The 12,633-nt window shown below is 55.1% G+C and carries 13 protein-coding genes; 3 read left to right on the forward strand and 10 right to left on the reverse strand.

The genetic code is table 11. The annotated features are described in order from the left end of the window. Positions 1–542: 542 nt before the first annotated feature. Complete coding sequence (locus ACYJ11_RS17430) at positions 543–1,622, forward strand: CNNM domain-containing protein (RefSeq protein ID WP_461648756.1); 1,080 nt, start codon at positions 543–545, stop codon at positions 1,620–1,622. Between the two features lie 85 nt (positions 1,623–1,707). Here the strand turns inward: ACYJ11_RS17430 and ACYJ11_RS17435 are convergent, their stop codons facing one another. Beyond that, on the reverse strand, positions 1,708–2,562 hold the full coding sequence (locus ACYJ11_RS17435) for a coenzyme F420-0:L-glutamate ligase (protein WP_461648757.1): 855 nt from the start codon (positions 2,560–2,562) through the stop codon (positions 1,708–1,710). Between the two features lie 189 nt (positions 2,563–2,751). Between ACYJ11_RS17435 and ACYJ11_RS17440 the strand changes: the two genes are divergently transcribed. Further along, positions 2,752–3,039: an amphi-Trp domain-containing protein gene (locus ACYJ11_RS17440; protein WP_005538623.1), complete on the forward strand. Its 288-nt coding sequence runs from the start codon at positions 2,752–2,754 to the stop codon at positions 3,037–3,039. Positions 3,040–3,148: 109 nt separating this feature from the next. On the opposite strand, the gene ACYJ11_RS17445 is transcribed toward ACYJ11_RS17440, so the two are convergent. From ACYJ11_RS17445 to ACYJ11_RS17465, 5 genes are all read right to left on the reverse strand, one after another. Beyond that, positions 3,149–3,976 (reverse strand): hypothetical protein, encoded by an 828-nt coding sequence (locus ACYJ11_RS17445; protein ID WP_229775340.1) that lies wholly within the window; start codon positions 3,974–3,976, stop codon positions 3,149–3,151. Between the two features lie 62 nt (positions 3,977–4,038). Beyond that, on the reverse strand, positions 4,039–4,491 hold the full coding sequence (locus ACYJ11_RS17450) for an ArsR/SmtB family transcription factor (RefSeq protein ID WP_461648758.1): 453 nt from the start codon (positions 4,489–4,491) through the stop codon (positions 4,039–4,041). Positions 4,492–4,581: 90 nt separating this feature from the next. Next, positions 4,582–5,379 carry a DUF7847 domain-containing protein gene (locus ACYJ11_RS17455; protein ID WP_461648759.1) on the reverse strand — a complete coding sequence of 266 codons (798 nt, stop codon included), beginning with the start codon at positions 5,377–5,379 and terminating at the stop codon, positions 4,582–4,584. Between the two features lie 1,591 nt (positions 5,380–6,970). Beyond that, on the reverse strand, positions 6,971–7,489 hold the full coding sequence (locus ACYJ11_RS17460; RefSeq protein WP_461648760.1) for a GNAT family N-acetyltransferase: 519 nt from the start codon (positions 7,487–7,489) through the stop codon (positions 6,971–6,973). Positions 7,490–7,657: 168 nt separating this feature from the next. After that, the gene (locus tag ACYJ11_RS17465) at positions 7,658–8,065 is read right to left on the reverse strand and encodes a DUF7475 family protein (protein ID WP_461648761.1); all 408 of its coding nucleotides are present in this window, start codon (positions 8,063–8,065) and stop codon (positions 7,658–7,660) included. Positions 8,066–8,433: 368 nt separating this feature from the next. On the opposite strand from ACYJ11_RS17465, the gene ACYJ11_RS17470 reads away from it, so the two are divergent. Continuing rightward, complete coding sequence (locus ACYJ11_RS17470) at positions 8,434–8,931, forward strand: hypothetical protein (RefSeq protein WP_461648762.1); 498 nt, start codon at positions 8,434–8,436, stop codon at positions 8,929–8,931. Between the two features lie 42 nt (positions 8,932–8,973). Here ACYJ11_RS17470 and ACYJ11_RS17475 read toward each other — a convergent pair whose 3' ends face one another. The 4 genes from ACYJ11_RS17475 to xseA all read right to left on the reverse strand — a co-directional run bounded on the left by ACYJ11_RS17475 (position 8,974) and on the right by xseA (position 12,593). Continuing rightward, on the reverse strand, positions 8,974–9,825 hold the full coding sequence (locus tag ACYJ11_RS17475; RefSeq protein ID WP_461648763.1) for a hypothetical protein: 852 nt from the start codon (positions 9,823–9,825) through the stop codon (positions 8,974–8,976). Then, entirely contained in the window at positions 9,825–11,039 is a 1,215-nt protein-coding gene (locus tag ACYJ11_RS17480; protein ID WP_461648764.1) for a PQQ-binding-like beta-propeller repeat protein, read from the reverse strand. Before ACYJ11_RS17480 ends, ACYJ11_RS17475 begins: the two co-directional genes overlap by 1 nt. A gap of 172 nt (positions 11,040–11,211) precedes the next feature. Beyond that, a complete protein-coding gene (gene xseB / locus ACYJ11_RS17485) occupies positions 11,212–11,388 on the reverse strand; it encodes an exodeoxyribonuclease VII small subunit (protein WP_008308529.1) in 177 nt (58 codons plus the stop codon). Next, positions 11,385–12,593: an exodeoxyribonuclease VII large subunit gene (gene xseA / locus ACYJ11_RS17490; RefSeq protein WP_461648765.1), complete on the reverse strand. Its 1,209-nt coding sequence runs from the start codon at positions 12,591–12,593 to the stop codon at positions 11,385–11,387. Before xseA ends, xseB begins: the two co-directional genes overlap by 4 nt. Positions 12,594–12,633 lie beyond the last annotated feature (40 nt).

Below are 12,633 nucleotides of genomic sequence, written 5' to 3' on the forward strand. Positions count from 1 at the left end.
TTTGTCAGACAACTCATCTAAGTCACTAATCTAAGACACTCTTCTAAGAGTCTTGTCTAAGATTCTAATCAAAGATAGAGATCTAAGATTCCTGCTACGGTAGGAAGACAAAAATCTTAGATGAATGTCTTAGTTCCAACACCGTCGGTAAGCGCGCTGAATCAGGGACAGACAGACGCAAAGCCGACATGAGTTACAGACCGCTTCTTGAGACCGATTGACCCCGGGAAGGTCGACACTCGAAGAAGAACCAAAACGGCCGGCTGCCAGCGACGACGGTATCGGTGGACCGAAACCGACAATAGATGCGTCCCCGCTCGAACTCGCCGCTACCCACTTCGAACACATTTAGCGTAGTGCTTTGTGGATTTGGAGACCAGAGGCGACACTATTCGCAGAGGGGGTCGTTACTACTGAACTGTAGACTGCGCCGGGAAACGGCCAAAATACCCGATACCCAGAGCTGACAAAACCCATATACGGCGTCCGACTGCTGCGTGTCAACAGTAGATTTAGATAATGTCCGGAGAAACCAGCGTTTGATGCCTATCTCGCTGGTAACGTGGGCCCGTCTGTTCGGTGGTGTCGCCCTCCTTCTGGGAAACAGCTTCTTCGTTACGACCGAGTTCGCGATGACCCGCGTCAGGCAGTTCGAGGAAGCAGAGTTTCTCGGTAATGGCCGTGGACTCGAACGCGCCTGGAACATGACCGAGCGATTGGAGATATTCCTCACAGGCTGTCAGGTGGGGATCACTATCTGTAGTGTCGGTCTGGGGGTTGTCGCCGAACCGGCGCTCACAGCAGTGTTACGGCCCCTATTGGGTGCAGTTGGCGTTGCTGGCAGCGGACACACGACACTGTCTGTGCTTCTCGCGCTGGTGGTGGTCAATCTCATGCACGTTATCGTCGGCGAGCAGGCACCGACGTATCTGGGAATCGAGCGTGCCAAGTTCGTCGCTGGATACGGATCGGGACCGCTGTACGTCTGGACAAAGCTCATGTATCCAGTGATCATCGCAGCGGATTGGGTAGCCAAGGCGTTGCTTGGCCTCTTCGGCGTCGAAATCTCCCGTTCCTGGACCGAGTCGGAGGCCGAGGGCGATCTCGCAACGACTCGGGCTGAACTACGTAGTGAAATGGGTGACTCGCTCAGTCGAGTCGGCATCTCCGAGGAGCGACGGAGCGAAGTTATCAACGCCCTCGACATCGGCGCGAAGCCGGTCAGCGAGATCATGGTTGCTCACAGCGACATCGTCGCGCTCTCGACGACTGACGACTTCGAGACGAACATGGACCGGATCGACGGGATGCCATACGTCCGCTTTCCGTTGATCGAAGGCTCACTCGACTCGTTTGTGGGTGTTGTCTACGCGCCGACGGTGCTGCACAACTACGAAGCGCTGAATTCGGGGACAACCTCGCTCAAAGAACTGGCAACCCCGCCGCTAACCGTCGCTGCTGAGACGACAATCAGTGACTTCATCGACCAGTGTCAGGCCGCAAATCAGGAACTCGCCCTCGTGGTCGGAGATGACGACGTCGTCGGTCTCCTCACCGCGACCGACGCCTTCGAGGCAATCACCGGTGAACTCGAAGACCCAATGGATCGCGCGGCCGAGTGACTATCAGCTCAGGGCCAACGTCATTAGCGTGCGGCGAGAATTCGATGCTATTCAGTGCTCCGGCTGGTGAGTTATATCGTTACTGTCAGAACCACTCGCGGGCCTTCAAGCGAGCCGTCAACTGGACGCTCTTACGGAGTCCGCGGCGGACGACGCCGCCCGAATTCGGTACACCCTCTCCATCTTCGTACTCCAACCCTCGGACGATCGTAACCGGAATCTGTTCGTCCGCCTGTCCGAAGAGCAATGCTGATCCGGCGGTGAGTTCGTCCGCAACGAGGTCGACACCGCCGACCTTCGGCTCTCCGTACAGGTCTGTCCGTCCGAAGTTGTTATCGGTCGCTTCGATCCCTGAACACCCGATCGCCAGATCCATCGAACCCGGTCCGGCGATTTCCGAGTCTGCTAGGACGACAGCCACATCTGCGCCTGTGCGAGCCGCAATTCCCTCGCGCAGGCGACGCGCACTCTCATCAGGATCTTCAGGCAACAACGTCATAATCCCGTCTGGACTGTTTGACCAATCGACGCCTGCGTTCGTACAGAGTCGACCGTTCCGCTCGGTCAGGAGCATCGCCGGTACCTCGTCAAGCGCTTCCTGCGCCGCTTCGGGGTCAACAGCGTGGTCTAGTAGCAGGTCTTCACCTACCTCTGCGATGGGGATCGCACCGATAACCTCGCTTTCATCGTAAATTACGGCCACTTCCCGCGGGTCGATTCCGGTGATATCGGCCACCCGACGGTCGCGGTCAGTCACCTCAATCTCGTCGGCTTCGACGAGTCGATTCTCGGCGAACGAGACGACCTTCGCGGTGACGACGACGATATCACCGTCTGTCAGGGGATACTCTTCAGCCGTCGTGTCGACGATTCGGTCGACGAGGTCGTCGTTTGGCTCGATTCTGCCGATATCAAGTCCGTGGAACGTTAGTTCTGTCATCATCTAGATATTGGAAACAGCGCACTTCAACGCTGAGACGATTGTACATCGCTGGGAATAGACGAGACTTTCTTCGAAACGTGTCCCGCTTAGCTTACCGACTGTATCGGGCGGTTCGGCGGGGGCGTGATCACGTCGCACCCACAGGGCAGGCGGCTTTATTGGTGCAGGCTGTGTATCAGCACCTGTATGCCCGAGGAAGTCCTGTTCAAGTCAGAAAGTGACCAGAGCCGAGAAGAGATCGCATCGTACCTCCGGAAAGTCGCGGATAATCTCGACAGCGGAAGCGATATCAACCTGAAAGCAGGCTCCGAGTCCGTAACGCTGAATCCCCCTGCCCGACCGACCTTCGAGGTCAAAGCCGAACGCGAAGGGCCGGCAGACAATATGACCGAATTAAGTGTCGAATTCGAACTCGAATGGGACGAAAATGATGGCGAGGGGGGCGGCGAAAGTGGGCAGTTAGAAATCGAGTAATCACTCCGACGCACGCTGAGGAGTGATTCAGCGGAACGTATCTAACAAATGAAGCCGCTGTGCTGTCTGGCCCCTACGTCTTGTCCTGTTTCCGTCTGAGGGACTGCGTTTACGATACAATCTCCTGGATGTAGAGGTGGGCGTACGCGCTCGCCCACACGATAGAAAGTAAGTCACCGACACTTGTAGAAAGTACACGCAAAACAGGAGCCACCGAAGCGACGCTCGTCCCCATTTCGGGCAGATAGAGATTGCTTACACTCCCGATAGCGATTATTGCGATGAGCACGAATTTCCGTCGGTAGTTCGTCGTAATCTGCCAGCTAATCCGAAGTGATTTGAGAGGGCCATATTGGCCGATAACGCAGGCCTCCGGTGCGAACCAAAACTTGAACAACAAGCCGAGAAACGGCACAGCAAAAACGAGCACACTCACCGCCGCAACGACGGGAAAGCCAACTATATCTGCGGGATTTCCTGGAATAGCGCCAGCAAGGAGGAGTAGTGGAAGAAACAGAAAGAATGGAACTGTCATTACCGAAAAAACGATAAGCAATGTTACGCCAATCAACGCCGGTGTCCGAGTAATGCTCCGATGGACTCCTTCGCGTATCGTTACAGAGTTATCAGTCAGTTCCCCGGCGACAATTGTTCCCACATAGGCTCGAATCAAGATGATAAACACAAACGCCGTCAGACCATCGAGTAGGTCGATTACGGGCATCGGGAACGTGTTGATGATGTCAGTCTCGAGAAGTCGGTTGGCTAAGATAGTCACGCCCGCGAAGGCAATGATCGACGGATAGGACCGAAACAAGCGAACGGACCAGACCAACGCATCAAGGACGCTCCGATTGGTGGTCGCAGTATCGATGTTTCGGCATTCGAGACAACCACAGCCATCGATATCTTCTCGTGACTTGATCGTCGGTGCCATGTCATATGTAGTTGCGTCGTCACCGGTAGGAGTGCTTCGGACTGGGGGGTCGGTGTGGTCGCTCATTCGGCAGTGATGAACTGTGAGATGGATTCGCCGATAGCAAGTAAAACCGATGGGGGACCGAGCAGCGAAGCGAACGATTTGAACGCACGTTTGAGACTCGGTCGGTCGTCCTCAGTGCCGAGGAAGAGAAGTGTCGGGTCTTCAGACACGACGTATACACTCATCTCGCGACCCTTTTCGGAATAGCAGGTGTCAGTCACTTCGATTACGCCAGCTGCTTCGAGATTCTCCAAATGATAGTGAACGTTCTGCAGGCTCTGGCCGAGTTGCTCAGCGATCCGTGCCGGTGTCGCTGGCGTTTCGTTGAGCAGTTGGAAAATCTCGTACGCAGTCTCGGAGGACAACGCTTCGATTACCTCTCGTGTCGTGTCGTCATCGAGACTCAAGACAGCGGGGTTATCGCTTCGTTCGACGGCGGCGTCAGTTTGTGTTGGAAGAAGTCGTGCCATGTGTGTGGGTAGCTGCTGTGGATCGAGCGCGTGGGATCTGATCCAGTTGGTTGCTGTTCGAAACTATCGTTTGTAATTGTTGGTAGGTGTTTATGTTGATTCCGGGACAGCAGTTAATCGCAGGTAATAGGCCGTGTAGACCGTATAAAAGTACGCGAATCCAACTGAAGACAGAGCGATTCCGAGCAGGAGCAATATCGGTATCGGAATCCCGATCTCAATCGGCAATACGTCAGCCGGTCCAGCGTCCGTCAGTGTCAACCGGAGGAGATATTCGGGGATGAAGAAGGCGTTCAACAGGACACTCCACACCAGCGAGAATCCAGCGACGCTTCTGAGATTTGAACGGACGAGTCCCACACTTTTTCGGAACGCATCAGTAACACTCTGGTTCTCGATGACAATCGCCGTATCGTAAAACTGCACGAACATAATGACAACGAGGATGGACAGCAGCCAGATGAGCATAGATCCGACGCCAGCAATGAAGGCAGCCATCTCGTTAATTGGGGCGAGTGCCATCGAGCCGATACCGAGGATGAACCCGATAAATCCGAGTCCGACAGCGGTCCCGAACACGATAAGTATGAACAGCACAGTTGCAAGGAGAAGCGGGAAGTAATGTGTCCGCGCTTCAATGAAAAACTGGGTGAGTGACGTGTCCATTCCTTCGATCGCGGCCTGAGCGGTTCCGATGAAGCCACCGAGAACGAGCGGGAACACGATGAGCCACACGAGCGAGATACCCGCTGATAGTCGTGGTGATTCGACCAGGTGGTCCACGTACTGGAGTTGACTTACGGTCCCGATGAGGAGGCCGGCGACGAACAGGATCGGATTTTCTCGGAGGGCAGCGGATCCGTCTTTGAATGCGGAGACTGTCACCATTCGTTCCCGAATTACTGTCGTCGCGTATTAGGCCGAGTGTAGTATCAAAATCAGATTTGAGCATTTTGGACGGTAGTACAGGTGACGAGCACCGATCTCGCCAACGCTCGGTTGGGTAGTCACCGGGCCACCTTCTGGTGGCGGGACGGTGGAAACCCAGTAGCTGTCGGATGGAGAGACTGTCAATCTAATTCACAAGTGTTTTTGACATCAAGTACATACCGATTAGTTGGGTTCTGGTCCCCACTCCACTTCCCCCTGAATCGTATCCGATTCACCGATCGGCTCGAATCCAGAACCCGTTGTCGTGGATGACAACTTCCGATGGTGTGTAGCACACCACTCCCCCAGCTGCACATCATCTCTCCCAATCCTTTGCAGGTTGGACCAAAGAGTCGTGCAAGCGTGTCAGTGTCTAATTGAAGTTTTATCATCGAGTGAGCTGAGATACAGCGGAAAAACGACAGACAGAGTGAGGACATCACAAGCGCTTTCGTGGCTACTCGTCTCAGGATCAAGTGGTTCCGTGCTGTGTCCAATCCCATTGGGTGCACCCATCCCATCGATTGTTGCAGGGCTGAGCCCGTCGTCGAAGTAGACGACTTTGGGTGATGCATTGCATACCGCCTCTCCACCCCTAGCAACCCGCCATTCTGCTGGTGTACACAGCGGCCCACAGGGTATTGTTGTACGTTCAAGCGCGTACGTCACTGGAAACATCGGTACGGGTAGTAGGGCTGGCTATTATTCTGGGGAATGATGGTGTGGTATTTGGTATCGTGGCACCACAAAGGCTATTTATGAGGCGTCTGTCACATGCGAGTGGGTTCTGGTCCCCGCTTCGAGCTCCCCTGACTGCTGGTCGTCTGACTGGGTTTCTCGGGTCCAGAACCCAGCCGTGCCTCTGACATAGCAAAATGGTGGGCGCTACGCAAGGTGCCCATTGCAGCCCACCATTCTCCCTCCAGACGAACGGGAAGGGTTGTATTGTATTCGTCCGATTGTGTAGCACTGTTACCGTCACCATTGGCGTCTCCGATCATGAGTGATCACAGAGACCTGTCGGTGTCTCAGTATGACGCGAGTGACGTCATCAGAACGGTGGCAAAGAATGGCAGAGCCCGTCTCTTCCCCCTCCCTCGAAACCTCCTCTCGATACGTCAGCTGTTATTATCAGCGTCGATGTGGTACAGCTGGCACTATCCTATTCATTAAATCATACATAAATGACTTCATATAGTTAGAGAACGATGTTTGTTGATATGCTTCAGTGGCTCCGAGCACGTTTTACACAAGACTCTAACTCGGGTTCAGCAGCGACCATTGCTGTCGATACCTGTGTAGAGTGCGATGCACCAGCGCCACCTGGGGCCAGCCGTTGTGGCGACTGTTTAGATAACTGAGACGCTGTGCTCTGCGCCCGGTACTGTTCAGTATCGACAGCCGTCAGTGCTGCATGGATCGTTCACTGGGAAGCAGCTGGGTACGTCATTGGAACAGTCGGGACTTAGCAGATTACGAGACATATTACTCTCAGATAGCTATAGATAGCAAGCGCAGTTGACTCTATTCTGTCATTTGGAGGGTGACATCAGTCGTCTACGCTAGCCACCATGTGATACTGCGTCCTTTCGAATCCAAGCTTTTCGTAGAACGCGATGGCTCGGTCGTTGTCTACGTGCGGATCGAGACTGAATTCCTCACATCCGGCGTCGCGTGCCCAGTTTCTGATACGGTCGAACAGATCGCCAGCCAGCCCGGTTCCGCGATACGGTTTGTCAACGTAGATATCACAGATGAACAGTCGGCCGGGACGGTCGAAGACACTCGGCGCTTCGTCGATTTCGGCCGCGATATACCCGGCAAACTCACCATCGGTACCGGCGAGGGGACTCCCATCGGTGAATCCATCGACGGCGATCCACGTTCGGTACGCCTCCGAGTCAAGGCGATCGACGCGGAACGGAAGTTCCTCCGCGACGAGGTCGACATCGTCGGCGAGTGAGAAGGCATCGACAGTCGATTCGAGTTCGCGGTAGTACGGTAGCCAGAGCTCCTCGATAAAGCGCCGGACGGCAGGCTCTTTTGCTAAGAGTTCCACGATCTCCATACCTATCCGGACCAGTCGCGGCACTATCTTTGTTACTCTCGGAGTCGACGATGACTTTGAGAGCCAGAAAGCAGAGACTGACAAATTCTTTGATTGTCTTGAGAAACAGCGTAGCGTTGAAGCGTTTACTCCCGTAGCGGATCTCTATGGACGGCCAATATGGCCTTCTCATGCAGCCGATGTTCTGTATAAATAGATGGTACAGAGGGCGAGGGTTGCCTCAGCTACCTTCGCTGCGACAGCAAGCGGATTCAGGTTCCCTTGCATATAGAACGCGTCAAGGCTGAAACCCTGAAACACAAACAGTGCAAGAATAGTGACAATAGCGTATCCCGCAGCGACAAGGTACAGCTCGGGTCGCCAGTATCGGCTACTGTATAGGAGGAATCCACCAAGAAATCCAAGCCCATTCAGAATAAACAGCGTCCCTAATGTCTGGCTGAATCCCATGACACGTGGACCGAGCAGTAAGTGGATGCCAGCAGTGGTGAGCGTGGCTACGATTGCGAGGTATCCCACTGGATGCGATGGAAGCGTAAAAAACGAATCTTGCCGTTGTGTCGATTGAGCAACCATATCGCACAATTGTCACTGAGGTGTATTAAATCCATGTGAGTTTCTCGACATTACGGGGACAGACAGAACGCACATGATCGGCTGCGTTCCTGATTTAGGATTGGGAGGAAGAAGTCAGCCGTTCGTTCGACTGTCCCATCAAGTACGGAGACAGTCCAGCAAATCAGCACAATCCCTACCAGTACTGTGTTCGAGGCCGTATCTCCCTCAGCAGTAATACGTCCCATTTTCTGCAGGAATCCCCTGTCCGTCATCAGCAGTCTCAATCCGAATCGCTGATTCGATCTCGATCTATCAACTCTGACCGTGACACTTGGATGAGACAATCGGAATGATATTCTGTTTCCTGTTGGAACACAATTCTACGGATGGTTTCCCGTCGAACGATCGCGCTCCTTCTCGGATCGGCACTTGTGATTGGCTATATCCAGTATGCTACTGTCTTTGGACCCGTCCAACCCACACTGACTGTTGAAAATAACGACACGACAGCGTATCAACTGTCAGCGTACACTGTCGAAAGCAGCGAGCAGGCGATGTACCTGAACTTCGAGGTCACGACCAGAGATGGCGAACGCAGGCTCAAGACGCTCTCGCAGTTGGTCTGGCCGGATGGGGATCGAAACGTCACACTCGCTGACGATGGGGTCCCCACACAACAGATCACCGTCGCCCCCGGGGAGACGGTGACGACCACGATTGATGGGTGGGTGCGTGGGGACGTGACGGTGTACCTCGGCGAGAGGATGGCCGATAACGAGACGCACGTCTATACCAGAGTACGGACGTGTCCCCGAACTGGTCAGGAACACAGTGTGACTTTCAAGCAAGATGGAGGAATCAGTGCTAGCGCACTCTGTGCCTGATGATGTACTAGTAGGGATTTACAAGAGAGACCACGAACGTCGTTACTGACTCTCGTCTGAGCGTGTGTCGCCCGATTCGATATGGTCGTCTGGGATCGACATTGTCTCACGAGAGCCAGTCGAAAAGACGGTTCCGATCGCAACGGCGTGAATCGGTGCCACTACGGCAGTACTCAGAAAGCCGCCGGCGACCGGTACGGTCGCGAGACCCCAGTAGGCGAGGCCAATACTGATGATGAGACCGGCGATGGTCATGCCCTGCCCTTGTGATCGATGATAGCTCTGCCTGAGCGCCGTCACAAAGCCACTGCCAGTGACTAGCAACGCAGGGAGCAAGAACAGACGGGTCAGGACGAACAGACCCACCGCCAACAGCATCAGTCCGATCAGGAAATCAGGGATATCCACCGAGAAACCGCCCAACAGCTCCGGCATGGAGACAATCGCAGCCAGTGCGATATACCTGCTCAACGCACGGGGGCCAGAGTGCGTATCGAGTACTCGTGTAATCGTCATCCAACCGGCGATTCCGACAGCGAGTGGAACGAGGACTTCGAGCCCGACAGCCCAGAGGAGATACCGTGTTTCGAGGTCGATCAGCGCACCAACGTGTCGGACCGTTCGTGTAGTTCCCTGCGGGAACACTGAATAGGTGACACTGACCGATTGACCGAGTGCGTCGGTCGCCACCGCTGGAATTGAATCGTGCTGGCGAAGCCAGTCGACGAATGCAACCAGCATACCGACGACAACGAATGGGACAGCGAGCACAGGGTCGCGACGAATGCACCCGAGCGCAGACTTGAATACACCTAAGGTAGACAGTCGAGTCGTCGGGGATGGGTGTCCAAGCGAAGACACCGTCTCGCTTCCATCCGCCTCGTTCCCGGGCATTATGCTTCCTCCAGTGCGAGAACTCGGCCACGATTCGCCAGATACAGCATACCATCCCCGACCATCGGTGGCGAGAGGGGTACTTCCGAAGGATGGTACTCGAACTGTTTCTCACCCGTGGCGACGTCGAATGCCTCCAGTGCCCAGAGTGAATCCACCGCGTAGACGCGACCGTCAGCCACAACCGGTGTCGTTTCTCCGTCAAACGGAACTGTCCACCGTGTCTCGCCGGTTGCCAGCGAGAGTGCATGCAGTGACTCCCGCTCATCGGCAACGAATATTGTCCCGTTGGCTACTGCTGGCGTGCTGTCGGTCACATTCCCGTCGAGATTGCGTTCCCACAGGAGTGTCCCATCGGATCGGGCACGCAACTGAACGGACTCACGCGTCGGAATGACGACGCCCTCGTCTGTCGCCACTGGCGGCAGAACTGTCATTTCTTCGAGTTCACGGTGCCAGTGTTGCTCACCAGTAGCAGCACGATACGCAGTGGCCTGTTGGGGCCACGCGGTGACAAACACGATGCCGTCGTCCACCGCGGGTCTGTTGTACGTCCCGCTGACCGACTCGTCTTTGTGATGCGTTCGCTGCCATAGAACCTCCCCGTTGTTCGGATTCAGTGCTACGACCGAGTTCGTCCCAGGTAGTGCCGTGTATATCGTCCCGTTCGCAGTGACCGGAGTTGTTGACTCGGCCGGCCCGAAGAAACCGGGACTAGACGATTGTGGTCCCGTCCATCGCTCGCCACCGACGGTCATATTTGTGAAGGGGAGTTCCCGTCCACCATTCGCGTTAAGCCCGTAGATGCCGGCTAAACCGGCTATCCCGAGTGTTTTTGTCTGATAGATTGAAGCTGGGGCGATTGTTGGGCTTGAGTGATACGGCCCCTGGAAGCTGAATCGTCGCGTTCCAGTCTCGGTATCGAGCGCAAGCAGTCCGTTGCCACCAACGTATAGCGTCTTCCCGCGGCGGATCGGTTGGGTACTCCCCCGAAACCAATCCGGTGCCCTGTGTGTCCACGCAACCGCCACATTGTCTTTTGGACCTGATACTGTGGGGTTGTACCCGGTTCCGGGAGGATCGTATCGGCCCATCGGCCAGTCGGAGGGTGTTTGACGACCAATATATTTCTGCGTCTCAGGAGACGTGAAGCCGCCTGAACCGATAATTCCCGAGGCGGCTAATCCAAGAAATCGACGTCGTGTGGAGGGCATCTACTTGCTGGTACATTACAAGCAAAATTATTGGTGTCGGTCTTCTCACTGGATTCAGAAGCGGCTGAGTTCGATAATAGGTGCTTTCTGGTAACTAACATCTGTCCGACTACCAAGCGTCGGCGGATTCCATCAATGTCCTCCCACTCAGCAAAACAGCTTCAACTGGGATTCAGCGGTCGATGACCTCGCCATCCCCAACAGCTAGTTCCGATTCGAGTTCGGCGATCAGTTCCGTTCCCTCGGCATGGAGTTCGTTCGCCCGTTCCAGCGAGACGTCTCCGTTTTCGAGCTGTTCGATAATCTGTTCAAGCCGGTCGGTCTTGTCGGCGATTGTCTCGTCTTTCATAGTACCAAGATGTACAGGAGCAGAGCCACAACAAGCAGGCCCAGAGTGAGCAGGACGAGCAGCAGCCGTCGACGCTGGCGGCGATGGGCTGTGGCCTCCTGTTTTCGTTTCCGCTGCTGATCGTACTGGGTTCGTGCTTGCTCTAGCCGGTTCTCAAGATCGGTCAGTTCATCGCGAACGTGCGTGTCGTATGTGCGGTCAAGTTCGACTTCGAACGCAGACAGATCCGACTCGACTGTCCGTCTGTAGGCTTGGGTGAGTCGGTCATCCATTGTCTCCATCGTCGTCTCGACAGTCTCTGTGTAGGCTGTGTTGAGGCGCTCTTCGAGCGTTTCTAGTTCCGCGTCCAGTGTTGTCCGCTCCGGAACGATGTTACCCACCTCGGTCGGTGTCATCACCCGTTTGTCGGCCACTTCATCGGCCAGTGTGCGGTCGTTCTCGTGGCCGACCCCAACTACGATTGGCGTCTCGGTTCTGTGGATAACACGGCAGAGTGGCGTTTCGTTGAACACCCGGAGATGCTTGTCGGACCCTCCGCCACGAGTAAGAACGATAACGTCGATCAGCGGATCGTCGTCGAGTTTACTTACCGCACCCATGATCGACATCATCGCATTGTCCCCCTGGACGCTCGTGTTCTGGACGACGATATCCACGTCGGGATACCGCTCGTGAATGCTGGTGATTGCATCCAGACGGGCATCACTTGTCGCACTGGTGGCGATCCCGATCCGTTCCGGGAAGTCCGGCAGGGCTTGTTTGTGCTCCGGATCGAGCAATCCATCCGAGTCCAGCAGTTCCCTGTTTTGCTCGTAGATCTGCTGGTACGTACCCTCACCGACCTCCACGATGTCTTCGACGATGACGGACACGTTTCCCCCGTCTTCGTAATACGAGAGCGAGCCTTTGACAGCTGCTTGCATCCCATCCTCAATTGTGGTGTCGATGGTCGATCGTTTGTACCCAAAGAGCACACAGTGGATCGTCGAACCACTGTGGACCAGATCGAGGTGGACATGGTCGTTCGAGGACACACCATAGTCGGAGATATCACCGACGACGTAATCGAAGGCGAGCTGGTCTGCACTCTCGACGACTGCACCGATATCCTCGTTCAGCGTATCGACGTAGGTGATTCGCTCCGTTTGGAGTGCTTCCTGCAGTGTCTCTAGCGACGTGTGCGTCGGTCCCGGCTCCGAACCCATTCGACTCCCCTGTAGTGCGGTTGTGTACTTAAGTCATGTA

It is taken from the genome of Haloarcula sp. H-GB5, assembly GCF_054850705.1.